This window comes from Streptomyces sp. LZ34 (assembly GCF_053890475.1).
Map to the genome: position 1 here is coordinate 7,758,144 of NZ_CM132680.1, position 25,164 is coordinate 7,783,307.

A 25,164-nucleotide genomic window follows, 5' to 3' on the forward strand; every position below is an offset into this window, starting at 1 on the left:
GACGGTCAGCAGACGCTGAGCCAGGCGACCGCCGCCGTGAGCGCGGCGGCGAGCTCCGGGTGGTCGACGCGTTCGATCCGCACGGACTCGCACCCCACCCACCCGGCCGCCTCCAGCAGCGCCTGGGCCATGGGCGCCACGGCCTTGGGCCCCTCCAGCGACACCTGCCGGGCCACCAGGGTCTTCCCCTCGCGGGCCGGGTCGACGCGGCCGAGCAGCCGCCCGCCCGACAGCAGCGGCATGGCGAAATAGCCGTGGATCCGCTTGGGCTTGGGCACATACGCCTCGAGCCGATGGGCGAAGCCGAAGATCCGCTCGGTGCGGGCGCGGTCCCATATGAGGGAGTCGAAGGGCGACAGCAGGGTTGTGCGATGGCGGCCGCGCACCGGGGCGGCCAGCGCCTCCGGGTCCGCCCAGGCCGCCTTGTCCCAGCCGGCCACCGCCACCGGCACCAGGCCCGAGTCCGCGATCACCGCGTCCACCTGCTCGGCCTTCAGCCGGTGGTAGTCGGCGATGTCCGCGCGGGTGCCGACCCCCAGGGCCCGCCCGGCGAGCCCCACCAGCCGCCGCAGGCACTCCGCGTCGTCCAGGTCGTCATGGCGCAGGGTGCCCGGCACGGCGCGCTCGGCCAGGTCGTACACCCGCTTCCAGCCGCGCCGCTCGACGCACACCACCTCGCCGTACATCAGCGCGCGCTCCACGGCGACCTTGGCCGCCGACCAGTCCCACCACGGGCCGCCGTTCTTGGCCCCGCCCAGCTCCGTCGCGGTCAGCGGGCCGTCCTCGCGCAGCCGCTTCACGACCGTCTCGTACACCCCGTCCGGCAGGTCGTGGTACCAGTGCGGGCGGGAGCGGTAGGCGCGGCGCCGGAAGGCGAAGTAAGGCCACTCCTCGATCGGCAGCACACAGGCGGCGTGCGACCAGTACTCGAAGGCATGGGTCCCGGTCCAGTACGCCGACTCGACCGCGGTCCGGCCGACCGCGCCGAGCCGCGCGTACGGAATGAGCTCGTGGGAGCGGGCCAGCACCGAGATGGTGTCCAGCTGCACCGCCCCCAGATGGCGCAGCACCCCCCGCACCCCGGCCCGCCGGTCCGGCGCGCCGAGCAGTCCCTGGGCGCGCAGCGCGATCCGGCGCGCCTCATCGGCGGACAGTGCGACCTCGGGCTTGGGGCCGGACGCGGACTTGGACGCTGCAATCGTCATGCCGGACACCGTAGAGGGCGCCACTGACAGCGAGGGCCGACTGGAGCCGGGCGGGACCGGCTGGAGGCGGGCGAGGTCGGGGCTCAGGGCTCAGGCAGGGTCCGCGACGGCCGTCCGCTCGTGGGCCGGCGGGTTCTGTGCGGGCGGATTCTGTTCGGGCGCGGGCAGGTACGGCGTCGTCGACGGCAGCCCCCAGTCCGAGGGCAGGACCGCGGCCCGCCAGGCGTCCCGCCGGGTCCCGTTGTGGATGATCCGCGCCCGGTCGATCCCCTCCATCCTGAACCCCGCCGCCAGGGCCACCGCCCGCGAGCCCTCGTTGCCGACCTGGGCGCACCACTCCAGGCGCTCCACCCCCAGCCCCGTGAAGGCCCACTCGACCACCGCCCGCGCCGCCTCGCCGGTGTACCCGCGCCGCCGGTGCTCCCGCACCGTCCAGTAGCCCAGCTCCGCCTGGCGCTCCTCGGTGCGCAGCCAGGCCAGGCGTACCAGGGCCATGGCGCCGACCAGCGCGCCGCCGTCCCGGGTCACCACGGCGAAGCGGTAGCCGATGTCGTCCCGCCATTCCTCCTGGCAGATCCGCCGGACGAATTCCTCGGCGTCCGCATGCCTGTACGGAGTGGGCACGGGGGTCCAGCGCTGGATGTCCGGATCCTGGCAGGCGGCGTGGACCGCGTCGGTGTCGGAGAGCTCGAAGGGGCGCAGCAGCAGGCGCTCGGTGGTGAGGGTGACAGGTTCCATGGCCCGAGTCTGAGCCGCCGGCGAGGGGGTCGCAGCAGTTTTGCCGGTTCAGGGGCACGTGGGGCGCGCCTCGTACGTTGACACAGAGAGGTGACACCGGTTCCTCGTAGTGACGGACCTCCCGGCGTGGTGGGGTCCTGTCTTACGATGGCCGTTGCGGCGGGGCCTGTGCCCCTTGATAATGCCGCGCCAGCGCACCCGACCGTGCCAGGCCCGACCGGCAAGGAGTCAGCCTACGTGTCCGTCCTCAACAAGCTCATGCGTGCAGGCGAAGGAAAGATCCTGCGCAAGCTGCACCGCATCGCGGACCAGGTCAATTCCATCGAAGAGGACTTCGTCAACCTCTCCGACGCCGAGCTCCGCGCCCTGACCGACGAATACAAGGAGCGGTTCGCCGACGGCGAGACCCTTGACGACCTGATGCCCGAGGCCTTCGCCACTGTGCGCGAGGCGGCCAAGCGGGTGCTCGGGCAGCGCCACTACGACGTCCAGCTGATGGGCGGCGCGGCGCTGCACCTGGGGTATGTGGCCGAGATGAAGACCGGTGAGGGCAAGACCCTCGTCGGCACGCTCCCCGCGTATCTGAACGCGCTGTCCGGCAAGGGCGTCCACCTGATCACGGTGAACGACTACCTGGCCGAGCGCGACTCGGAGTGGATGGGCCGGGTGCACAAGTTCCTCGGCCTCGAGGTCGGCTGCATCCTGGCCAATATGACGCCCGCGCAGCGCCGTGAGCAGTACGCGTGCGACATCACCTACGGCACCAACAACGAGTTCGGCTTCGACTATCTGCGCGACAACATGGCGTGGTCGAAGGACGAGCTGGTGCAGCGCGGCCACAACTTCGCCGTCGTCGACGAGGTGGACTCGATCCTCGTCGACGAGGCCCGCACGCCGCTGATCATCTCCGGCCCGGCCGACCAGGCCACCAAGTGGTACGGCGACTTCGCGAAGCTGGTCACCCGCCTGACCAGGGGCGAGGCCGCGAACCCGCAGAAGGGCGAGGAAGAGACCGGGGACTACGAGGTCGACGAGAAGAAGCGCACCGTCGGCATCCACGAGTCGGGCGTCACGAAGGTCGAGGACTGGCTGGGGATCGACAATCTGTACGAGTCGGTCAACACCCCGCTGGTCGGCTACCTGAACAACGCGATCAAGGCCAAGGAGCTCTTCAAGAAGGACAAGGACTACGTCGTCATGGACGGCGAAGTCATGATCGTCGACGAGCACACCGGCCGTATCCTCGCCGGCCGCCGCTACAACGAGGGCATGCACCAGGCGATCGAGGCGAAGGAAGCGGTGGAGATCAAGGACGAGAACCAGACCCTCGCCACGATCACCCTCCAGAACTTCTTCCGCCTCTACGACAAGCTCTCCGGCATGACCGGTACGGCGATGACCGAGGCCGCCGAGTTCCACCAGATCTACAAGCTCGGCGTCGTCCCGATCCCGACCCACCGCGCGCTCGCCCGCCTCGACCAGTCCGATCTGATCTACCGCACCGAGGTGGCGAAGTTCGACGCGGTCGTCGAGGACATCGTCGAGAAGCACGAGAAGGGCCAGCCGGTCCTGGTCGGCACCACCTCCGTGGAGAAGTCCGAGTACCTCTCCCAGCAGCTCGCCAAGCGCGGCGTGCCCCACGAGGTGCTCAACGCCAAGCAGCACGACCGTGAGGCTTCGATCGTCGCCCAGGCCGGGCGCAGGGGCGCGGTCACCGTCGCCACGAACATGGCCGGCCGCGGCACCGACATCAAGCTCGGCGGCAACCCCGACGACCTCGCCGAGGCGGAGCTGCGCCAGCGCGGCCTCGACCCGGTGGAGCACGCCGAGGAGTGGGCGGCCGGGCTGCCCGCCGCTCTGGAGAAGGCCGAGGCCGCGGTCAAGGCCGAGTTCGAGGAGGTCAAGGAGCTCGGCGGGCTGTATGTGCTGGGCACCGAGCGCCACGAGTCCCGCCGTATCGACAACCAGCTACGCGGCCGCTCCGGCCGCCAGGGCGACCCCGGCGAGTCCCGCTTCTACCTCTCGCTCGGCGACGACCTGATGCGGCTGTTCAAGGCGCAGATGGTCGAGCGCGTCATGGCCATGGCCAACGTCCCCGACGACGTCCCGATCGAGAACAAGATGGTCACCCGCGCGATCGCCTCCGCGCAGTCGCAGGTCGAGCAGCAGAACTTCGAGACCCGTAAGAACGTTCTGAAGTACGACGAGGTGCTCAACCGCCAGCGCGAGGTCATCTACGGCGAGCGCCGCCGCGTCCTGGAGGGCGAGGACCTGCACGAGCAGGTGCGCCACTTCATGGACGACACCATCGACGACTACATCAAGGCCGAGACCTCCGAGGGCTTCGCGGAGGAGTGGGACCTGGACCGGCTGTGGGGCGCGTTCAAGCAGCTCTACCCGGTGAAGGTCACCATTGATGAGCTGGAGGAGGCGGCCGGCGACCGCGCCGGGCTGACCGACGAGTTCATCGCCGAGGCGGTCAAGGACGACATCCACGAGCAGTACGACGCCCGCGAGGAGCAGCTGGGCTCCGACATCATGCGGGAGCTCGAGCGGCGCGTGGTGCTGTCCGTACTGGACCGCAAGTGGCGCGAGCACCTCTACGAGATGGACTACCTCCAGGAGGGCATCGGCCTGCGCGCGATGGCCCAGAAGGACCCGCTGGTCGAGTACCAGCGCGAGGGCTTCGACATGTTCCAGGCGATGATGGACGGCATCAAGGAGGAGTCCGTCGGCTACCTGTTCAACCTGGAGGTCCAGGTCGAGCAGCAGGTCGAGGAGGTCCCGGTCGAGGAGGGCGAGAAGGAGGCCGTGACGGCCGGCGAGGGCGTCCAGGACGCGGTCCCCGCGGCCGTGACGGCCGGATCGCCCAACGGTCGCCCCGAGATCCGCGCCAAGGGCCTGGAGGCCCCGCAGCGCCCCGACCGGCTGCACTTCTCCGCCCCGACGGTGGACGGCGAGGGCGGCATCGTCGAGGGCGACTTCTCCAACGGCGACACGCCCCCCGCGCCCCGCTCCGAGTCGGACGGCATGACGCGCGCGGAGCGGCGCAAGGCGAACAAGGGCGGTCGTCGCCGGAAGAAGTGACCCGGTCGGCCCGGCAGCACGACTTGGGCTGATACGGGAGGCTGATACGGCTGCGGACGGGCCGGGACTCGCGCGGATGGCGTGGGTCCCGGCCCGTCGGCGTGTGTGCGGGGCTGCTCGCCGCGGTGGTGCACGCGGCGGACAGCGGAGCGCGGTGGGCGGCTCTCCCGGCCGCCTGCCGCGCGCTCAGGGACCAGAGGCGGTACTGGGCCACTCCGGGGCCCCAGGGCGTAGCTGCGGCCCTCGGGGGCTGCCGCAGGCCCCTCCCGGCCGAAGGGTGGGGCGGGCGCTGCTCGGCTTTCGGCCAACGCAGCGAGAGGAGGCACCTCCCAGCGGTGGCTGGGGGCGCGTGCCGGGGCGGCGAGCGGGGCAAACCTTGGCTGCTGACGCTAGGCGGTCGGGCCGATGTCGACGGCGGCACAGCGCCAGCGGGCGTCGGGGCCGAGCTCCAGGCGGAAGGCCAGCGCCCGCAGCCGGTCGCCGCAGGCGATCCGGGCGAACACCTCGATGACCCCCTGCCGCGGCTGGTACTCGCCGCAGCGCTGTACGACGGGGGCGCTGTCGCGGGCTCCGGACGGCCGCAGCGGCGCCTGGGGCGCGAGCTCGATCAGCCGGTCGTACGCCGCCGGGAGGGTGTGGCCGAGCAGCGTGTGGACGGGGCGCTGGCCGCTCAGGGTGAGCAGCAGCTGGTTGGCGAACCAGTAGCGGGGAAGCCGCTCGCGTTCCCTGCGCCGCGCGGCGACGGCCGCCGTACGCGAAACGGACCCGGGCGCATGCGAGACGGGCCCGGGGCCCGTCGGCCGCCGCGAGTCACGGCGCCGCGGCGGCCCGCTCTGGACCGGCCCGCTGCGCGCCGGTCCACTCCGTGCCGGCTTGTCTGGCCCCGGTCCGTTCAGCGGCGTCCCGTTCCGCCCCGACCGGTTCGGCCCTGGCCCGCTGTGCGCTGGCCCGTTGCGCGCCGGTCCACTCCGTGCTGGTGCGTTCTGTGCCGCTCCGCTGTGCACCGACCCGGTGGGCGCCGACCCGCTCCGCGTCGGCCCGCTGAAGGCTGGTCCGGTGTGCGCTGGTCCGCTGCGTGCTTGTCCGTTCGGTCCTGGCCCGCTGAGGGCTGGTCCGCTCCGTGCCGTTCCGCTGCGCGCCGGCCCGCTGACGGCCGGCCCGTTGAACGGCGGCCCATTCCGTGCCGCTCCGCTGTGCGCTCGTCCGGTGTGCGCCGGCCCGTTGAGCGTCGGCCCGTTCGTCCCTGGTCCGGTGTGCGCTGGCCCGCTCTGCGCGGGTCCGTTCGTCCCTGGCCCGCTCCCCGTCGGCCCGCTTCGCGCCTCGTCGCTGCCGGGGTGGGTGTTCTCGTCGCTCGTGGGTGTCGTGCCGCGCGTCGGGGCGCTTTCCGTGGCGGCTCCGGTTGGGGGCGTCGTTCGGGTGGTCCTGTGCATGTGCCTCGCCGCTCTCCCGGGCCCGGTGAAGATACCGGGCAGTAGCTTGGGTTGGCAGTCTTCTATCGGCGCCGTTCCGGCACCGGCAAGGAGCGTCGGTCCGCGCGCGGCCGGGTCTGCGGGATTCACCTATCCGGGTGGCCCGGCATCCGGAGCCGGGTCCGGCTACCGCCGCGCCCCGCCCGTACGGGCCCCTGGCGGACCGTTCAGTGCCCCCTGGCCAGGGCGGACTCGCTCCCGGCCCCGGTGTGGCCGGCGGGCGGCCGGCGCTCGCCGTGCGGGGCGCCGTGGGGCCGCGTGGGCGGCGGGTCGGGGTCGGGATTACCCCCAATGGGGGACCGTATGGGGGCTGGGCGCGGGTGCCGGCCCACAGGGCACCAGCGCCCCCGGGTTGGGCCCGGGGGAGGGGGCGGCGAACGTATGCTGGCTGGCAGCTACAGGAAACTTCAGGAACTCCAGGAAGCGGCAGCCATGCGCGTCTACGTCCCCCTGACCCTCCCCGGTCTCGCCGAGGCGCACAAGGCGGGGGAACTGGGCCCGGCCCCGCTGATCGCCTACGGGGTCACTCCCGCGCTGCGCGAGTGGTATGTCTCCGACGACATCGAGGAGCTGGAGTACGCCGCGCTGAGCCGCGCCGCGCAGGCGTCGCTGCGGCATCTGGCGGTCGACCGGCAGGCGCCCCGGCGGCGGGTCGTGGTGGCGGTGGACGTGCCCGACGCGGATGCGGTGGCGGACCCGGACCGCGGGCTTGACCACTCCTCGCTGGGGGAGGTGCGGATCGCGTTCCCCGTGCCGCTGGCCAAGGCCGCCGCGGTGCACGTGGACTCCGACGACGCCGAGCGGGACGTCGCCGCCGCGGCCGAGGCGCTGGGCGCGGCGGACGTCGGGGACGACGACGCGCAGTTCACGGTGGACGGCGCGGACGATCATGAACTGCTCTGGTACGACGCCAAGGAGATTCCCGATCTCGTCGGGTGAGGGTGAGGGTGAGGCAGGGCGAGGCAATCGGATGAGGCGGTCGGCGGCCCGGCCCCCGCGCCGGGACCGTCATCCCTGTCGGACCCTTTGGGTACGGTCGTGAGGTGGGGAAGAACGTGACGCACATCGTCTGGGACTGGAACGGCACCCTCCTGCACGACAACGACGCCGTGATCTCGGCGACGAACGCGTCGTTCGCCGAGCTCGGTCTCCCCCCGATCACCCTGGAGCGCTACCGCGAGCTGTACTGCGTCCCGGTGCCGCGCTTCTACGAGCGGCTGATAGGGCGGCTGCCCACCGACGCCGAGTGGCAGGTCATGGACGAGGCGTTCCACCGTCACTACTGGGTCCTGGCGGAGGGCGCCGGACTGGCGCTCGGGGCCAAGCAGCTGCTCGCCGAGTGGCAGGCGGCCGGGCTCACCCAGTCGCTGTGCTCGCTGGCCGAACACGAGCGGCTGATCCCCCTGGTGCGTACACACGGCATCGAGCCGCACTTCATGCGCGTGGACGGGCGCACCGGCCAGAGCGACACGGGCAAGGCGGAGCAGATGGTGCGCCATGTGGCCGCGCTGGAGGGCGTGCCGCCGGAGCGCATCGTGGTGATCGGGGACGCGCTCGACGACGCCGTCGCGGCGCAGCACGCGGGCGCCCGTGCTGTGCTGTACACGGGGGGCTCGCACAGCCGGGCCAGCCTGCTGGCCGCGGGCGTGCCGGTCGTGGACACCCTGGAGGAGGCCGTCGCCGAGGCCGGCCGGCTGGTCGACTGACCGGCAAGGCCGGCGGGGCCGGCCGTACGGATCACGCATCCGCACCGCGCCGGCCGTACGGACCCGTGAGCCCGAGCCCGAGCCCGGGCTCGGATCAGCAGCGGCCTCAGATCACCGGCGCCTTCGCCCGCAGCACCGCCAGGAACTCCCGCATCCACGCCGGGTGGTCCGGCCACGCCCGCGAGGACACCAGCGTTCCGTCGACCACCACCTCCGCGTCCTGGAACTCCGCCCCCGCCGACTGCATGTCCGGCTCCAGCGCCGGATACGCGGTGACCCGCCGCCCGCCGAGCCCTCCGACCGCCGCCGTCAGCAGTGGCCCGTGGCAGATCTGGGCCACTGGCTTGTCCGCGTCGAAGAAGGCCTTGAGGATCTTGCGTAGCTCGGGGTCGTTGCGCAGATATTCGGGGGCCCGCCCGCCGGGGATCACCAAGGCGGCGTACTCCCCGGGGTCGACCTCGGAGAAGGCGAGGTCGGCGGGCCAGGTGTAGCCGGGTTTCTCGGTGTACGTGTCGAAGCCGTCCTCGAAGTCGTGCACCACGAACCGCAGCGTTTTGCGGGTCGGGGCCGCCACATGGACCTCGTAGCCCTCCTCGCGCAGCCGCTGGAGCGGGTAGAGCACCTCCAGGGATTCGGCCGCGTCGCCGGTCACGAGCAGGATCTTCGCAGGCAAGCCGCCCACCTCCACAGGTCACGTCGACCGCCGGACGTCACGCCGGGCGCCGGATGCGGCACACCGCGTGCCGGGTGCGACACGCCGACAGCCGAACAAGCCTCGCCAATCACCGTAAAGGCCACAGTGCATCCGCGGCCGAGCTTTGCCAAGAGGCCGCGCGGGACCTGCGTCGCTGTCCATAACGTCAAACTTCAGGGCCCGGTTTTGTACACGAACGGCTCATGACGCTCCCCTGGGGCGGGGCGATAGCCTTACTGCGTGATCAGCGCGATAGGCCGTGGGGGCGATGAGGCCCCCGCACCGATCCCGGGCTCCCACCGGGCTCGGGCCGCCGCTGACCTGTGCCGCTTGGGGCGTTGGTCACTTCCGGCCGTGTTCGCCCCGGCCATCCCCCACACGGGCATATCGTCGTCCCAGACCGGATATCCCGCGTCGCGACGTCATGCCACCGCTATCGATGTCACGCAACGGCGCGCGACAGGAGCCAGAGGACATGCAGACCAAGCTGGACGAAGCCAAGGCCGAGCTGCTCACACGGGCCGCCCGGGTAGCTGAGAACAGTCCTGCCGGGGGACAGCAACCGGTACAGGGACCAGGGCCCGAGACCCTGACCGCCTACCTTCAGCACTACTACCAGCACACGCCGCCGGAGGACCTCGCGGGCCGCGACCCGGTCGATGTCTTCGGCGCCGCGCTCTCCCACTACCGCCTGGCCGAGTCGCGCCCGCAGGGCACCGCGAACGTCCGGGTGCACACCCCGACCGTCGAGGAGCACGGCTGGACCTGCAGCCACTCCGTGGTCGAGGTGGTCACCGACGACATGCCGTTCCTGGTCGACTCCGTCACCAATGAGCTGACGCGCCAGGGCCGCGGCATCCATGTCGTCGTCCACCCGCAGATCCTGGTCCGCCGCGACATCACCGGGAAGCTGATCGAGCTCCTGGACGTCTCCCCTGACGGCCGGCCCGAGAAGCTGCCGCACGACGCGGTCATCGAGTCCTGGATCCATGTCGAGATCGACCGCGAGACCGACCGCGGCGACCTCAAGCAGATCACCGCCGACCTGCTGCGCGTGCTCTCCGACGTCCGCGAGGCCGTCGAGGACTGGGAGAAGATGCGCGAGACGGCGCTGCGCATGGCCGAGGGCCTGCCCGAGGAGCCCACGGCCGGCGAGGTGCGCCCCCAGGAGATCGAGGAGGCCCGCGAGCTGCTGCGCTGGCTGGCCGACGATCACTTCACCTTCATCGGCTACCGCGAGTACGAGCTGACGCAGGCGCCCGCCGAGTCCGGTGGCGAGGAGGACGTGCTGAGCGCCGTGCCCGGCACCGGCCTCGGCATTCTGCGCTCCGATCCGCACCACCGGGACACCGGCGAGAGCGCGCACGCCGGTCTGCCGGAGCCCGCCGACGGCACCGCCCAACGCCCCGTCTCGCCGTCGTTCAACCGGCTGCCGGCCGACGCCCGCGCCAAGGCGCGCGAGCACAAGCTGCTGGTCCTCACCAAGGCCAACAGCCGCGCCACCGTCCACCGCCCCTCGTACCTGGACTACATCGGCGTCAAGAAGTTCGACGCCAAGGGCAATGTGATCGGCGAGCGGCGCTTCCTCGGCCTGTTCTCCTCCGCCGCGTACACCGAGTCCGTGCGCCGGGTCCCGGTGATCCGCCGGAAGGTCGAAGAGGTCCTGGAGGGCGCCGGGTTCCTGCCCAACAGCCACGACGGCCGGGATCTGCTCCAGATTCTGGAGACCTACCCGCGCGACGAGCTGTTCCAGACCCCGGTCGACCAGCTGCGGTCCATCGCGACCAGCGTGCTGTATCTGCAGGAGCGCCGCCGGCTGCGGCTGTTCCTGCGTCAGGACGAGTACGGGCGCTACTACTCCGCCCTGGTCTACCTGCCGCGCGACCGCTTCACCACCGAGGTGCGGCTGCGCCTGACCGACATCCTGCTGGAGGAGCTGAGCGGCCGGGTGCCGGTCGACTTCACCGCCCTGCACACCGAATCGGTGCTCTCCCGGCTGCACTTCGTGGTCCGCGTCCAGCCCGGCACCGAGCTGCCGGACCTCACCGACGCCGATGTCGAGCGCATCGAGGCCCGGTTGGTGGAGGCCGCCCGCTCCTGGGCCGACGGCTTCGCCGAGGCGCTGACCTCCGAGGTCGGCGAGGAGCGCGCCGCCGAGCTGCTGCGCCGCTACCAGCACGCCTTCCCCGAGGGCTACAAGGCCGACCACTCGCCGCGCGGCGCCGTCGCCGACCTTCAGCACCTGGAGCGGCTGAAGGAAAGCGAGCAGGACTTCGCGGTCAGCCTGTACGAGCCGGTGGGGGCGGCCCCCGCCGAGCGTCGCTTCAAGATCTACCGCGTCGGCGAGCAGGTCTCGCTCTCCGCGGTGCTGCCGGTGCTCACCCGGCTCGGCGTCGAGGTCGTCGACGAGCGCCCGTACGAGCTGCGCTGCTCGGACCGCACCAGCGCCTGGATCTACGACTTCGGGCTGCGGCTGCCGCGCCACGACGGCGACGGCCTCGCCGACGACGCCCGCGAGCGCTTCCAGAACGCGTTCGCCGCGGTGTGGACCGGCCGGGCGGAGAACGACAACTTCAACGAGCTCGTGCTGGGCGCCGGACTGACCTGGCGCCAGGCGATGGTGCTGCGCGCGTACGCCAAGTACCTGCGCCAGGCCGGGTCCACCTTCAGCCAGTCGTACATGGAGGACACCCTCCGGACGAATGTGCACACCACCCGGCTGCTGGTGAGCCTGTTCGAGGCGCGCATGTCGCCGGAGCGGCAGCGGGCCGGCACGGAGCTGACCGACGCCCTGCTGGAGGAGCTGGACGCGGCGCTGGACCAGGTGGCCTCGCTGGACGAGGACCGCATCCTGCGCTCCTTCCTCACCCTCATCAAGGCCACCCTGCGCACCAACCACTTCCAGAAGGACCAGGACGGGCAGCCGCACGCGTACCTGTCCATGAAGCTGGACCCGCAGGCCATCCCGGATCTGCCCGCGCCGCGCCCGGCGTACGAGATCTGGGTGTACTCCCCGCGGGTGGAGGGTGTGCATCTGCGGTTCGGCAAGGTCGCGCGCGGCGGTCTGCGCTGGTCGGACCGGCGTGAGGACTTCCGTACCGAGATCCTGGGCCTGGTCAAGGCGCAGATGGTGAAGAACACGGTCATCGTGCCGGTGGGCGCCAAGGGCGGCTTCGTCGGCAAGCGGCTGCCCGACCCGGCGGTCGACCGGGACGCCTGGCTGGCCGAGGGCATCGCCAGCTACAAGACCTTCATCTCCGGTCTGCTCGACATCACCGACAACATGGTCGGCGGCCAGGTCAAGCCGCCCAAGGACGTCGTCCGCCACGACGGTGACGACACCTATCTGGTCGTCGCCGCCGACAAGGGCACCGCGACCTTCTCCGACATCGCCAACGAGGTCGCCCAGGCGTACGGGTTCTGGCTCGGAGACGCCTTCGCCTCCGGCGGTTCGGCCGGCTACGACCACAAGGGCATGGGCATCACGGCCCGCGGCGCCTGGGAGTCCGTCAAGCGGCACTTCCGCGAGCTCGGCCACGACACCCAGACCCAGGACTTCACCGTGGTCGGCGTCGGCGACATGTCCGGCGACGTGTTCGGCAACGGCATGCTGCTCAGCGAGCACATCCGGCTGGTGGCCGCCTTCGACCACCGGCACATCGTCCTCGACCCCAACCCGGACAGCGCGGTCTCCTACGCCGAGCGCCGCCGCCTGTTCGAGCTGCCGCGCTCCTCGTGGGCCGACTACGACACCTCGCTGCTCTCGCAGGGCGGCGGCATCCACCCGCGTACCGCCAAGGCCATCCCGATCACCGCACAGGTGCGGAAGGCCCTCGGCATCGAGACGCGGGTCGCCAAGATGACCCCGGCCGACCTGATGAAGGCGATCCTCAAGGCCCCGGTCGACCTGCTGTGGAACGGCGGCATCGGCACCTACGTTAAGGCCTCCACCGAGTCGCACGCCGATGCGGGCGACAAGGCGAATGACGCCATCCGGGTGGACGGCCAGGACCTGCGGGTCAAGGTCGTCGGCGAGGGCGGCAACCTGGGCCTGACCCAGCTGGGCCGGATCGAGTTCGCCCTGAACGGCGGGCGGATCAACACCGACGCGATCGACAACAGCGCCGGTGTGGACACCTCCGACCACGAGGTGAACATCAAGATCCTGTTCAACGAGCTGGTCCGCGAGGGCGATATGACGGTCAAGCAGCGCAACAAGCTGCTGGCCGCGATGACCGACGAGGTCGGCGCGCTGGTGCTGCGCAACAACTACGCCCAGAACGTCGCGCTCGCCAACTCCGTCGCCCAGGCCCCCAGCCTGCTCCACGCCCACCAGCGGGTGATGCGCCGACTGGCGCGCGAGGGGCGGCTGGACCGCTCGCTGGAGTTCCTGCCCACCGACCGCCAGATCCGGGAGCGGCTGGCCGCCGGGCGCGGGCTGAGCCAGCCCGAGCTGGCCGTGCTGCTCGCCTACATCAAGATCACGGTGGCCGAGGAGCTGATCGCCACCAGCCTGCCGGACGACCCGTATCTCCAGCGGCTGCTGCACGCGTACTTCCCGCAGGCGCTGCGCCAGAAGTTCGCCGAGCACGTCGACGGCCACGCGCTGCGCCGGGAGATCGTCACCACAGTGCTGGTCAACGACACCGTCAACACCGCCGGTTCGACCTTCCTGCACCGCATGCGCGAGGAGAGCGGCGCCTCCACCGAAGAGGTGGTGCGCGCCCAGACCTCGGCCCGGGTGATCTTCGAGCTGGGCGGGGTGTGGGACGAGGTCGAGGCCCTCGACAACATCGTCCCCGCCGATGTCCAGACCCGGATGCGGCTGCACTCCCGGCGCCTGGTCGAGCGCGGCACCCGCTGGCTGCTCGGCAACCGCCCGCAGCCGCTGGAGCTGGCCGAGACCATCGAGTTCTTCGGCGAGCGGGTCGCGGCGGTCCGCTCCCAGCTGCCCAAGCTGCTGCGCGGCGCGGATGTGGAGTGGTACCAGAAGATCCACGACGAGCTGACCGCCGCCGGGGTGCCGGAGGAGCTGGCCACGCGGGTGGCGGGCTTCTCCTCCGCCTTCCCGACGCTGGACATCGTCGCCATCGCCGACCGGGTGGGCAAGGATCCGCTGTCCGTCGCCGAGGTGTACTACGACCTCGCCGACCGGCTGCGGATCAGCCAGCTGATGGACCGGATCATCGAGCTGCCGCGCGCCGACCGGTGGCAGTCCATGGCCCGCGCCTCCATCCGCGAGGAGCTGTACGCGGCGCACGCCGCCCTCACCTCCGATGTGCTGTCGGTGGGCGACGGGGGTGCCACGCCCGAGCAGCGCTTCAAGGCCTGGGAGGAGAAGAACGCGTCGATCCTGCAGCGGGCGCGCACCACGCTGGACGAGATCCAGGGGTCGGAGACCTTCGACCTGGCGAATCTGTCCGTCGCCATGCGCACCATGCGTACGCTGCTGCGCAGCCAGCGCTGACCGGAGCCGCCAAGCGCCGTGAAGCGCTGATCGGCACAGGTACGCGTTGAGCCATTTGCCGCGCCGCCCGGGGCCCGCCCCGGGCGGCGCGGCGTGCTGTGCGGCGGGCTCCTGTCGGCGGGTTCGCGATCTTTTCACCCCAAATATGGTTCTATCGGGCCTATCGGGACACATCACCCTATAGTGGGCAGACGGTGAGCGCTGTTCTCTCCTGTCCGGAGGTGTCCCATGCCCCGATTCAGCATCGTCATCGCCGCCTATCGAGTGCAGGGTTTTCTGAGCAGCTGCCTGGACTCGGCGCTGACCCAGTCGTTCGGTGACATCGAGGTGGTGGCGGTCGACGACTGCTCTCCGGACCACTGCGGCACGATCGTCGAGGAGTACGCGGCGCGGGACAGCCGGGTCGTCCCCGTCCACCAGCCGGTCAACTCCGGGCCCGGCCACGCCCGTAACGCCGGAGTCGACCGGGCCACCGGCGACTATCTGCTCTTCCTGGACGGCGACGACACCCTCGCCCCCGGCACCCTGGAGGGCCTCGCCGACCGGCTGGCCCTCTGCGAGGACCCGGACATCCTCTACTTCAACCACGTCCGCACGTACTGGTGGGACCGCGCGGAACCCAGCCTCTTCGGCGGGCTGCTGGCCTCGGCGGGGACCGATGTCTTCGCCATCCTGGAGCGCCCGGAATTCCTGCGGATATTCGCGATGTCGTCCAATCGCGTCTACAACCGCGCCTTCTACACCCGCCACGGCTTCGCGTTCAGCGAGGGCATCTACGAGGACGCCCTGCTCTCGTACAAGACGATGCTGACGGCCGAACGAATAGCCTGCGTGGACCTGGTGGGCCTGGAATACCGCCAGCGGCGCGTCGGCGCCAGCACCGGCAGCCCCGGCGAGAAACACTTCGCCATCTTCAAGCAGTACTCCCGCCTCTTCGAATTCCTCGACGGCAAGCCGCATCTCGAGCCGCTGCGCCCGCAGCTCTTCGAACGGGCCGTCTCGCACTTCCTGTTCTGCCTGGGACGCCGCTCCCGGGTGGCGGCCGAAGACCGGCCCCGCTTCTTCGACCGGGCCGCCACGTGGTACCGGAGCCACATACCCGACGGATTCACCCCGCCCGCCGACGCCGAGTGGCGCTTCGAGGCGCTGGCGCGCGGCTCCTTCGTCCGTTACCGGGAGCACGAGCTGTCGGAGCGGGCGGCGGCCGGGGCCCGCAAGCTCAAGCGGATGACCCGGCGGCCCCTGGCCGCCCGGGCCAAGCGGAGCCTGTACCGGGTCCACCGGCGCCGGCCCGTCGACCCGAACCTGGCCGTGTACTCCGCGTACTGGGGCCGTGGAGTGCTGTGCAACCCGGCGGCGATCTACTACAAGGCCAAGGAGCTGGCCCCGCATGTGCACGGCCTGTGGGTGGTGCGCAAGGCGGCGGTCGACTCGCTCCCCGAAGGCGTCGACTACGTCATCTCGGGAACCCGGGACTTCTACTGGGCGATGGCCCGCGCCAAGTACCTCATCAACAACGTCAATTTCCCCAACGACGTGGTCAAGCGGCCCGGAACCGTGCATCTCCAGACCTTCCACGGCACGCCGCTCAAGTGCATGGGCCTCGACCAGCAGCGCTATCCCGCCGCGGCGTCGGGGATGAGCTTCGGTAATCTCCTCAAGCGCGTCGACCGCTGGGACTGCGCGCTCTCCTCCAACCGGCATTCGAGCGAGGTGTGGGAGCGCGTCTACCCCGCCTCGTACCGGCTGCTGGAGTACGGATATCCGCGCAACGACGTCTTCTTCTCGGCCTCCGCCGAGGAGGTCCGGCGCATTCGCAAAGAACTCGAGATCCCGGACGGATCCCTCGCGGTCCTCTACGCCCCCACGATCCGCGACTACCAGAAGGGCTTCACGCCCCGGCTGGACCTCGAGCGCTTCAGCCGTGCCCTGGGCCCGGACGCGGTGCTGCTGGTGCGGGCCCACTACTCGTACCAGCCGCAGGCCGGGCTGCGGCAGCTCCAGGAGGAGGGGCTGGTGGTCGACGTCTCACGCCACCCGTCGGTGGAGGAGCTCTGCCTGGCCGCCGACGTGCTGATCACGGACTACTCGTCGATCATGTTCGACTACGCCAACCTCGACCGGCCCATCGTCGTCTACGCGGACGACTGGGACGTCTACCAGGCCACCCGCGGCGTCTACTTCGACCTGCTCTCGGGGCGGCCGGGCGACACGCCGGGGCCCGTCGCCCGTACGGAGGACGAGCTGATCGCCGTCTTCCGCGAGGGCCGCTGGCGCGACGACGACGCGACCGCGCTGCGCGCCGCCTTCCGGGCCCGCTTCTGCCAGTTCGACGACGGCCACGCGGCCGAGCGGGTGGTACGGACCCTCATGCTGGGCCAGGACGCCGCCGATGCCGCCGACGCAGCTCATGCCGCCGATGCCGCACAGCCGTCGCAGCCGCCGGTGTCCCAGCGCGATGACTTCCCCGTCAAGCGAGGCCTGATCACCGGCGTGCCGCCGCACGCGGCGCGGCCCACACCGCTGTCTCCCGATCACAACTGATCCCGTAGCTGATCCCGCAGCTGATCCCGTCAACCCCGGATCCCGGAGCCCCCATGCCCTCTGCGCCCCCTCCCCGTGTCAGCGTGATCGTTCCCGCCTACAACGCCATGCCGGAGCTGACCCGCGCCATCACCTCCGCGCTGGACCAGACGCTCGGCCTGGACCGGCTCGAGATCATCGCGGTGGACGACGGCTCGACCGACGGCACCGGCGCGGAGCTGGAGCGCCTCGCCCAGGGGTGCCCCGCGCTCCGCGTCGTCCACCAGGAGAACTCCGGGTGCGCGGGCGGCCCGCGCAACACCGGCCTGGACCTCGCGCGCGGCGACTTCGTCTTCTTCCTCGACTCCGACGACTACCTGGGGCCGGACGCGCTGCGCCGCATGGTCGCCATGGCCGACGAGAACGGCACCGACGTCGTCCTGGGCAGGATCGCCTCGGTCGGCGGGCGCGCCGTCCCCCGGGCCGTCTTCAGCCACAACCAGCCCCGCACCGACGTCTTCTCCTCGGCCGCCTATCTGACCCTGGGCCCGTGGAAGCTGTTCCGCCGCTCCCTCATCGAACGGCTGCGGCTGCGCTTTCCGCTCTACCGCAACTGCGAGGACAAGCCGTTCAGCGCGGCCGCCTACCTCAACGCCTCCGGTATCTCCGTGGTCGCCGACTACGACTGCTACTACGTCCGCTACCGCGAGGACCGCAGCAACCTCACCCTCACCGCCGGCGACCTCGTCCACCGCATGGACGGCATCGGGCTGTGCTTCGAGACCGTGGCCCGCTATCTGGAACCCGGCCCGCGCCGCGACCGCATCATGCGCCGCCACGTCGAGTGGGAGCTGTGCGGCCCGCTGCGCGGACTGCTGCCCCGCGAGAGCGAGCAGGACGCGCGCGAGCGCTTCTATCCGCGGTTCCGGCACTGGGCGCGGACCTGGGCGAGCGACGTGATCTGCCGGCAGATCGACGCACCCGACCGGCTTCTGATCCATCTGCTGCGCGCCGACCGCTTCGAGGACGTCATGACGGTCGCGCGGAACGCCAAGGAGGACGCGCGGCGCGGCCATGTCATCGACAAGGGCCGCGTCTACTGGGCGCACCCCTTCTTCCGCGACCCGGCCGCGGCCGTCCCCGACGACTGCTTCGACGTCACCGACCGGCTGCCGGTCCACCACCGCCTCGACGCGGCGCGATGGCGCGACGGCGGCGTGCTCCGGCTGACCGGCCATGCCTACATCGAGCATGTCGCCGCCCTCGACCCGCGCACCGAAGTGGTCCTGCGCAGGTACCAGTCCGACCGCCCCGAGGTCCGGGTGCCCGTCACCCCCCGCGCCGTCACCGGTCTGCCCGGCGACGGCGCGTACGGGAACGCGGGCTTCACCGCCGAGATCGACCCGGCCACCGCCGACGGCGGGGCACCGCTGGAGCGCGGCCTGTGGAACATCTACCTGGACGTGTGCGCGCAGGGCGTCAGCCGGACCGTGCGGTTCGGCGGCAACCGCGAGGGCGACGAGGCCACCCGCCCGAAGCCGCGGAGCGTCACGGCGGGGTCCGACGGGCGGACCACCGTCGTCACGCCGTACTTCACCCCGTACGGCAACTTCTCCCTCGACGTCGGCGGGGTCGCGCACCATCTCGACGCGCCGTGCGAGGTCACCGAGGCCTCATGGCACGGGACGAGGAGCGGCGTCCTGGCCGTCAGCGGGCGGCTGACCGGCGCGGACCCGGGGGAGGGCGGCGTGAGGCTGCTGCTGCGCGCGGAGAACGGAAGGGGCGCGGTGCGCGAGGTGCCGGTGCGGTACGCCGAGCTGTCATGTGTTTTCACGGTCCGGCTGCCCGTCAGAAGGCTCTCGCGGGGCCTGTGGACGCTGAGCTTGGTGATGACGGGCGACGATGACGATGTCCGCGAGCCGTGCCGCGCCGCGGTCCTGCCCCGCTTCGGCCACCTGGCCGGGACCCGCTGGTTCCGCTTCGGCCGCCCGTACTACGCCAAGCCGCTGTCCTGGGGGCCGGCCATGGCGCTCGCCTTCGAGGTGGCGCCGGTCAGGGTAGCCACGGCCGCGCGGCGGCGACTGCGGCGACTGCTGCGTCGTCCCTGTGGTGTCGCCGTCGGGACCGACGGGACAGGCGGATCGCCCGTACGAGGTACGGGGTGAGCGCCAGCAGGGTGAGCAGGCAGGCCCCGGTGGCGGCCGTCAGCCCCGCCACCACCCACCGGGCGTCGCCGGTGGCCAGCGTTCCGGTGAGGCCGAGCAGGGCGGTCAGCTCGTACACGAGCAGGCGCTGTCCCGGCCATTCGGTGAGCGACCGCAGCGGCCGGTCGGCGATGCCCGGAAGGCGCGGGGCGATGTCGCAGGCCGCGAGCGGAAAGCGGAGCCGCCGCCGGATCATCGTGCGCATCGCGGAGTGCAGCGCCTGGCCGCCCAGCAGGCACATGACCAGCGTGATGGCGGCGGTCAGGCCCGTGTGGCCCGCCAGGTCCAGCCGGGCGAGCAGCATCAGCAGCACGACGCTGCGCACCTCGAAGCGGTGGGTCTCGCCGACGTGCAGCCGGCTCAGCCGGTCCATCAGCCCGGGTTCGGTGCGGTGCAGGAACAGGTCGCACCCCACGCCGAGCAGCGCGGCCGCGGCGAAGGGCCAGCCCGCGCCGCACAGGGCGGTGAAGGGTATCGCCGCGAGGCAGCCGGTCATCACGAGGAAGGCCGCGAGGCCGAGGGTGGTTCGTATGCCAAGGCGCTCCATGGTGCTGTGCCCTTCGCTGTGGATCAGGCGTACTCACGGAAACTTTAGGTGAATGATCTGCTCTATACCTTTTATGTAGCTCTAGAGGGGTATGGGGTTGCAGCATTGGTGTGACAAGCACTGGCCCTACGGCCCCGGCGCGCGGCGGGCCAGGGCCGCCAGGCTCGCCACGCCCGCGCGGAGCCTCCGTGCGGCGTACCGGCGGTACGGGCCCGGCCCGCGGGCGGGGCGGCGGCCGGGCGGCGGGTACGGGGCGTTCCAGCCGCCGGGGAAGGGCGAGCCGGCGGGGGTGAGGAGGTTCGTCGTCTCGTCGCAGGCCAGGATCGCGATCAGCCACCGCCGTACGGCCCGGTGGAAGCCCGGGGTCAGCGGGGCGGGGGCGAGCAGCCAGTCGCGGCACTGGCCGCTGACGGCGTGCCGGTAGCCGCTCTCGTCGTAGCGGAGCCAGGGCGCCTCGGGGGTGATGGGGTGCAGACCGTACCCCCGCGCGACCAGCGGGGCCAGGGCCCGGCGCAGCGCGTCGTGGTCGGCGCTGGGCAGCAGCTCGCAGACGATCCAGGGGCGGTGGCGGTCGACGGTGCGCAGCGCGCCCTCCAGCACGGCCGCCTCGAAGGTCTCCACGTCGATCTTGACGAGGTACGGGGCGGCGCCCCGCTCCGCCGTGAAGGCGTCGACCGTGGTGACCGGGACCCGTACCGAGCTGCTGTGCTTGCGGTGCGCGCTGTTCAGCGAGTTCGAGGACTCCGTCTTCTCGGACAGATACAGCTCGGCGGTCCCGGGTGCCGAGGAGACCGCGGACTCCACCACCTCGTAGGACAGCCGGTTGCAGGCGCGGATGCGGCGGCACAGCCCGGCGGTGTCCGGCGTCGGCTCGAAGGCGTACGTCCGCAGCCTGCCGTGCCCGTAGACCGCGCTGATCAGCGCCGAGTACAGCCCGATGTGCGCGCCGATGTCGTACACCGCGCTGCCCGTCGGCGCCCGCTGGGCCAGGGCCAGCAGCGTGGCCTGCGTGGTCGGCTCGTACCCGGCGAGACCCGCCCGGCGCAACTGCCGCTGCACCGCCGTCTGTTTGCGGCTGAGCACGTTCAGCGCCCGCGGGTAGGGGCCCTCGGCGGCGATGACGTCCGGATTCAGCGGGAGGGTGATGGCGAGGGGCATGGCTGACGGGCCTCCTGACGGGCGATGGCCCGCTCCAGCGGGCTGGGGACCGGGAAGTAGGCGTCGAGGAAGGGGCGGAGCAGCGCCAGCTGGTCCGCGAGATCCCGCTCGCACGAGACCGTGTCGTTGAGGCAGAACGCCTGGCAGTGCCGGGACCGCAGCAGCCGGGCCAGCCGGGCCGGGATGCCGGGCTGGGCCAGGTCGAAGTAGTCGTAGCGCAGCGGCGCGGGGACGGCCCGGCCGGTCAGGAAGGCGTAGTAGTGGTGGAGCGCGGAGGTCAGGGAGATGTCCGAGGCGCTGCGCACCCGGCTGGCCATGGTGGCGCGGTACGGGTCGGGGAACTCGCGCTCGATCTCGGCGAGGACGCTTCTGCGCAGCGCGTGCGGCGTGTGCTTCAGCTTCTGGGTCACCGTCGCCCCGAACCGCCCCTCCAGCAGCGCCCGGTTGTTCTTCCCGGCGGCCGAGACCGGGACGTCGCCGGGGTGGGCCGGGCCGAGCGGGATCAGCGCGCGGGAGAGGAAGAACTTCGTCATGCCGTTGGCCAGGAAGAAGTCCTGCGGGGTCACCGGCGAGCCGAGGAACACGTCGTCGTTGAAGTACAGGAAGTGCTCGGCCAGCCCGTCGATGTGGTGCAGCCGGGTCTCGATGGCCTGGGAGTTGAAGGTGGGCAGGACCCGCGGGTCGTCGAAGATGTCGCGGTGGTCGACGACGGTGATCCCGGGGTGCGAGCTCACCAGCCACGGCGGCACCTGGTCGTCGGTCACCAGGTAGATATGGCGCACCCAGGGGGCGTACATGTGCAGGGAGCGCAGGGAGTAGCGCAGCTCGTCCCGGTTGGCGTAGCGGGCCTCGTTGGCCGCCTGCTCGTGGTACGGCTCGCCTGCCTCGACGCCCGTCCACTCGGCGCGGCGGCTGCGCCACGCCGGGTCGGCGCCGTCGACCCAGGTGTAGACGACGTCGATGGGGAAGCGGACCTCGTCGGGCAGGCGGGTGGTGAACTCGGGGCGGGTGCGCACCAGCGGCCCGGCCTGCCAGCCCTCGGCCGGGGCCAGCCGGGTGAACAGGTGGCCCGGGGCGTGCACGGCCGTGCACGCGGCGGGCACGAAGGCGGTGGTGCGGTTGGGGCGCGGCGCGAGCAGCAGGTCGCCGTCCCCGCCCCCGCCCCCGCCCTGGCCCTCGGCCCCGTCGTCGGCCGTGCCCCGCCGCCAGAACTCGATGTCGCAGCCGTGCGCCACGCCGAGCACCAGGCCCGCGCCGCTGCCGGGGCCCGCGCCCGGGCCCGTCCCGAGGCCCGCGCCAGGGCTTGCCCCGGGGCTCGCGTAAAAGCGCGTGAAGCGGACGACGGGGGCGGTGGACAGCCGCCGCCAGGCCCGGGCGGTCCGGCCGGGCCGCGGCACGGACCCGGAGCGCTTGCCGCGCGCGGGCAGCGACACATAGCCCGCCTCCCGGGCGCACAGCTCGGTGAGCGCCGCGACCACCCGGGGCCGCTCCTCGGCGGGCACCCCGACGGCGGAGGAGACATTGCCGTACGCGCGGACCACGAAGTGGTCGATCCCCGCCTGCTCCAGCGCCTCGCACACCAGCCGCAGATTCTCGGCGCGCGCGTGCAGCGGGGTGGGCACGGTGGTGACCTGGGCGACCCGCGGGCCGTGCCGGTCGACGACCACGATCCGGTCCGGCGCGGACAGCAGCCCCGCCCGGCGCAGCCGTCGCCGTCCCCACCGCAGCCGCAGCGCGCCGGACGCCGCCGAGAGGCGGCCCAGGCCCCGCATGGCCGCCCGGCGCAGCCCGGCGCCGGTCACCGCGACGAGTGCGCGGCGGATGCGGAGCGGGACCCGGCGCCGGTAGCCGCGCACCAGGGGCGGGACGTCGGCGTGCCAGGGCAGGTGGGGGGCGGGCGGTGCGGTACGGGGCATCCTGGGTCCTGGTTCTTGCGTCAGGGATGGCGGCGGGGGGTGCGGATACGGCCTGGGGCGGCCGGGCGGGTCACGAGGGCACCTGGGCCGAGGCCGATGCGGATGCCGGTGCCGGGCGGCACGCGGCGGGGACGGGGCGGCGGTCGGCGAGCGGGACGACGGGCGGCAGGGCCTCGGACGCCGCGCCGAGGAAGATCCGCCGCACCACGCGCTCGGCGGCCCGCCCGTCGTCGTGCGGGCAGAAGCGCGCCCGGAAGGCGGCGCGCGGGGCGTCGTAGCGGGGATCGCACCAGGCGGAGGTGGCGAAGACGTCGATCAGCTCGTCCTCGGAGCGGGAGACCGGGCCGGGCGGGGCGGTGGTGATGTCGAAGTAGGTGCCGCGGGCGGCGCGGTAGACGTCCCAGTCGTCGGCGTGGACGACGATCGGGCGGTCGAGGTTGGCGTAGTCGAACATGATCGACGAGTAGTCGGTGAGCAGCGCGTCGGCGGCCAGGCACAGCTCCTCGACGCCGGCGTGCCCCGAGACGTCGATGACCCGTCCGCTGCCCGCGCCGTCCCCGGCGCAGTACGTGTCGTAGAAGTAGTGCGGCCGCACCAGGAAGGTGAAGCCGGGGCCCAGCGCGCGAGCCACCCGCTCCAGGTCCAGGCGCGGCAGATAGCCGCGCTGGTAGTCGCGGTGCGTGGGCGCGTACAGCACGGCCGTGGTGCCCTCCGGGACGCCGAGCCGCTCCCGCAGCCGCGCCACGTCCTCGGGGGTGGCGCGCTGGAAGACGTCGTTGCGCGGAAAGCCGTACTCGAGCGTGGCGTAGCCGGACGGGTAGACCCGCTCCCACACCAGGGTGGAGTGGCGGTTGGCGGAGAGGCTGTAGTCCCAGCGGTCCACCCGCTCCAGCAGCTCATTGAAATCAATGGAGCGGGACGCGGCCGGGCGGTCGAGCAGGTCCAGGCCCATGTGCTTGAGCGGGGTGCCGTGGTGGGTCTGGAGATGGATCTGCCCGGGCCGCTTGCGCAGCCGGGACGTGAAGTTGACGTTGTTGATCAGGTACGCGGCGCGCGCGAGCGCGGTCCAGTACGCGGGCGAGCCGGGGTGCAGGCGGCGCACGCCGGGCGGCAGGGTGTGCGCGTACTCGCGGGTGGTGACCCAGGCGGTACGGATATCCGGCGCGAGCTCGCGGACCTTCGCCTCGATGGCCGCCGGATTGCAGGCGTAGCCCTTGTGCCAGTACGCCGCGAACACCGCGAGCCTGCGGTCGAGCGGGCGCAGCCGCTGGAGCCGGTAGTGCGCCCGCAGCGCCACCGTGCGCAGCCGCACATACGCGGCCGCCCCCAGCTCCCCCGCCCGCCGCCGCAGGCGGTCGGCGCCGCGCAGAAACTGGAACACCCGGCGGGCCCCGATCCGCAGCAGCAGCCCCCGCCACCAGGCGCGCCCCGGCGGGCTGGTCGCGCCGCCGGGACGGTAGCGCCGGTGGTGTGCCCCGGCCCGGCGGAAGAACTCGGCACGCGCCCCGCGCGGCAGCCGCCCGGGCGCGGTGAACACGGCGGCGAGGTGGTCCAGCATCCGCTGGAACAGCGCGGGCCGCCAGTGCGCCAGGTCCGGGCGGCTGTCCAGAAACCGGAAGACCCGGTCGTACTGGTCGAAGACGTCCAGGTGGCGGCGGCTCGGGGTACGCAGGATGCCACCGCGCCGCCGCTGCCGGTAGTGCACACACACCCGGTCCAGCACGGCGAGCGAACGGGCGGTCAGCAGCACGGGGTAGGTCCAGGGCGTGTCCTCGTAGTACCCCGGCGGGAAGGTGAACTCCTCCCGCTCCAGGAAGTCCCGCCGGTACGCCTTGTTCCACGCCACCATCAGCAGCCGCAGCAACTCGGGCCGGTCATCCAGCCGGAACGTCTCGGGCCCGCTCTGGCGCAGCAACTCCGCCCGCACATTCCGCACCGCCCGCCCCGTCCAGTACACCCGCGCATAGTCGAACAGCAGCAGCTCCGGATCCCCCGCCGCCGCCAACCGCTCGGCCACGGCCCGTAGCGCCCCGGGCGCGAGCGTGTCATCGCCGTCGAGAAACAGCACGTAGTCCCCGGTGGCCCGCCCCATCCCGGCGTTACGGGCCGGTCCGAGCCCCACGTTGTCGCTCAGATGCACGGGCCGCACCCGCGGATCCCGCGCCGCGGCGTCGTCGATGATCGAGCCACAGGCGTCGGGCGAGCGGTCGTCGACCGCGATCAGCTCGAAGTCGGTGAAGTCCTGCGTGAGCACCGACCGGAGGCAGTCATGGAGGTAGGGCTGGACCTGGTACGCGGGCACGATGACGCTGAACCGGGGCAAAGCGCATCCCATCGGTCGAGGCGGTGTGGATGTGGTTTATCAGCATCATCGGAACGTACGCACAATGCGGGGCGACGCGTGCCGGGGAGGCGCGGAAAGCAACCCGTTCGGCGCAGCAGTCGTCGGC

At 72.0% G+C, this 25,164-nt stretch carries 14 protein-coding genes; 6 read left to right on the plus strand and 8 right to left on the minus strand.

Annotated features, from left to right (window positions below; translation table 11 throughout):
• Positions 1-5: 5 nt before the first annotated feature.
• Both ACWY4P_RS32455 and ACWY4P_RS32460 read right to left on the minus strand, forming a co-directional pair.
• Positions 6-1,205: a winged helix-turn-helix domain-containing protein gene (locus ACWY4P_RS32455; protein ID WP_456204071.1), complete on the minus strand. Its 1,200-nt coding sequence runs from the start codon at positions 1,203-1,205 to the stop codon at positions 6-8.
• A 90-nt stretch (positions 1,206-1,295) separates the two neighbouring features.
• The gene (locus tag ACWY4P_RS32460) at positions 1,296-1,943 is read right to left on the minus strand and encodes a GNAT family N-acetyltransferase (RefSeq protein WP_456204072.1); all 648 of its coding nucleotides are present in this window, start codon (positions 1,941-1,943) and stop codon (positions 1,296-1,298) included.
• Positions 1,944-2,180: 237 nt separating this feature from the next.
• On the opposite strand from ACWY4P_RS32460, the gene secA reads away from it, so the two are divergent.
• The gene (gene secA / locus ACWY4P_RS32465; RefSeq protein ID WP_456204073.1) at positions 2,181-5,030 is read left to right on the plus strand and encodes a preprotein translocase subunit SecA; all 2,850 of its coding nucleotides are present in this window, start codon (positions 2,181-2,183) and stop codon (positions 5,028-5,030) included.
• A gap of 389 nt (positions 5,031-5,419) precedes the next feature.
• On the opposite strand, the gene ACWY4P_RS32470 is transcribed toward secA, so the two are convergent.
• A complete protein-coding gene (locus ACWY4P_RS32470) occupies positions 5,420-6,034 on the minus strand; it encodes an Rv3235 family protein (protein WP_456204074.1) in 615 nt (204 codons plus the stop codon).
• Between the two features lie 897 nt (positions 6,035-6,931).
• On the opposite strand from ACWY4P_RS32470, the gene ACWY4P_RS32475 reads away from it, so the two are divergent.
• Both ACWY4P_RS32475 and ACWY4P_RS32480 read left to right on the plus strand, forming a co-directional pair.
• Positions 6,932-7,438: a DUF6912 family protein gene (locus tag ACWY4P_RS32475; protein WP_456213139.1), complete on the plus strand. Its 507-nt coding sequence runs from the start codon at positions 6,932-6,934 to the stop codon at positions 7,436-7,438.
• Positions 7,439-7,542: 104 nt separating this feature from the next.
• Positions 7,543-8,205, plus strand: coding sequence for an HAD family hydrolase (locus ACWY4P_RS32480; protein WP_456204075.1), 663 nt, complete (start codon positions 7,543-7,545; stop codon positions 8,203-8,205).
• A gap of 106 nt (positions 8,206-8,311) precedes the next feature.
• Here the strand turns inward: ACWY4P_RS32480 and ACWY4P_RS32485 are convergent, their stop codons facing one another.
• Complete coding sequence (locus tag ACWY4P_RS32485; protein WP_456204076.1) at positions 8,312-8,878, minus strand: DJ-1/PfpI family protein; 567 nt, start codon at positions 8,876-8,878, stop codon at positions 8,312-8,314.
• Between the two features lie 496 nt (positions 8,879-9,374).
• On the opposite strand from ACWY4P_RS32485, the gene ACWY4P_RS32490 reads away from it, so the two are divergent.
• The 3 genes from ACWY4P_RS32490 to ACWY4P_RS32500 all read left to right on the plus strand — a co-directional run bounded on the left by ACWY4P_RS32490 (position 9,375) and on the right by ACWY4P_RS32500 (position 19,054).
• The gene (locus tag ACWY4P_RS32490; protein ID WP_456204077.1) at positions 9,375-14,366 is read left to right on the plus strand and encodes an NAD-glutamate dehydrogenase; all 4,992 of its coding nucleotides are present in this window, start codon (positions 9,375-9,377) and stop codon (positions 14,364-14,366) included.
• Positions 14,367-14,594: 228 nt separating this feature from the next.
• On the plus strand, positions 14,595-16,910 hold the full coding sequence (locus tag ACWY4P_RS32495; RefSeq protein WP_456204078.1) for a bifunctional glycosyltransferase/CDP-glycerol:glycerophosphate glycerophosphotransferase: 2,316 nt from the start codon (positions 14,595-14,597) through the stop codon (positions 16,908-16,910).
• An 83-nt stretch (positions 16,911-16,993) separates the two neighbouring features.
• Complete coding sequence (locus tag ACWY4P_RS32500) at positions 16,994-19,054, plus strand: glycosyltransferase family 2 protein (RefSeq protein ID WP_456204079.1); 2,061 nt, start codon at positions 16,994-16,996, stop codon at positions 19,052-19,054.
• On the opposite strand, the gene ACWY4P_RS32505 is transcribed toward ACWY4P_RS32500, so the two are convergent.
• From ACWY4P_RS32505 to ACWY4P_RS32520, 4 genes are all read right to left on the minus strand, one after another.
• Positions 18,942-19,640 (minus strand): hypothetical protein, encoded by a 699-nt coding sequence (locus ACWY4P_RS32505; RefSeq protein ID WP_456204080.1) that lies wholly within the window; start codon positions 19,638-19,640, stop codon positions 18,942-18,944. The genes ACWY4P_RS32500 and ACWY4P_RS32505 overlap by 113 nt on opposite strands.
• Positions 19,641-19,766: 126 nt before the next feature.
• Entirely contained in the window at positions 19,767-20,798 is a 1,032-nt protein-coding gene (locus ACWY4P_RS32510) for an FkbM family methyltransferase (protein WP_456204081.1), read from the minus strand.
• Positions 20,771-22,714 carry a stealth family protein gene (locus tag ACWY4P_RS32515; RefSeq protein WP_456204082.1) on the minus strand — a complete coding sequence of 648 codons (1,944 nt, stop codon included), beginning with the start codon at positions 22,712-22,714 and terminating at the stop codon, positions 20,771-20,773. The genes ACWY4P_RS32510 and ACWY4P_RS32515 overlap by 28 nt, the downstream gene beginning before the upstream one ends.
• Before the next feature lie 70 nt (positions 22,715-22,784).
• A complete protein-coding gene (locus ACWY4P_RS32520; protein ID WP_456204083.1) occupies positions 22,785-25,037 on the minus strand; it encodes a bifunctional glycosyltransferase/CDP-glycerol:glycerophosphate glycerophosphotransferase in 2,253 nt (750 codons plus the stop codon).
• Positions 25,038-25,164 lie beyond the last annotated feature (127 nt).

Excerpts from the sequence above, each read along its gene's own strand:
- ACWY4P_RS32455 (WP_456204071.1), bottom strand. The coding sequence starts at position 1,205 with ATGACGATTGCAGCGTCCAAGTCCGCGTCCGGCCCCAAGCCCGAGGTC.
- ACWY4P_RS32460 (WP_456204072.1), bottom strand. The coding sequence starts at position 1,943 with ATGGAACCTGTCACCCTCACCACCGAGCGCCTGCTGCTGCGCCCCTTC.
- ACWY4P_RS32475 (WP_456213139.1), top strand. The coding sequence starts at position 6,932 with ATGCGCGTCTACGTCCCCCTGACCCTCCCCGGTCTCGCCGAGGCGCAC.
- ACWY4P_RS32490 (WP_456204077.1), top strand. The coding sequence starts at position 9,375 with ATGCAGACCAAGCTGGACGAAGCCAAGGCCGAGCTGCTCACACGGGCC.
- ACWY4P_RS32495 (WP_456204078.1), top strand. The coding sequence starts at position 14,595 with ATGCCCCGATTCAGCATCGTCATCGCCGCCTATCGAGTGCAGGGTTTT.
- ACWY4P_RS32505 (WP_456204080.1), bottom strand. The coding sequence starts at position 19,640 with ATGGAGCGCCTTGGCATACGAACCACCCTCGGCCTCGCGGCCTTCCTC.
- ACWY4P_RS32510 (WP_456204081.1), bottom strand. The coding sequence starts at position 20,798 with ATGCCCCTCGCCATCACCCTCCCGCTGAATCCGGACGTCATCGCCGCC.
- ACWY4P_RS32515 (WP_456204082.1), bottom strand. The coding sequence starts at position 22,714 with ATGCCCCGTACCGCACCGCCCGCCCCCCACCTGCCCTGGCACGCCGAC.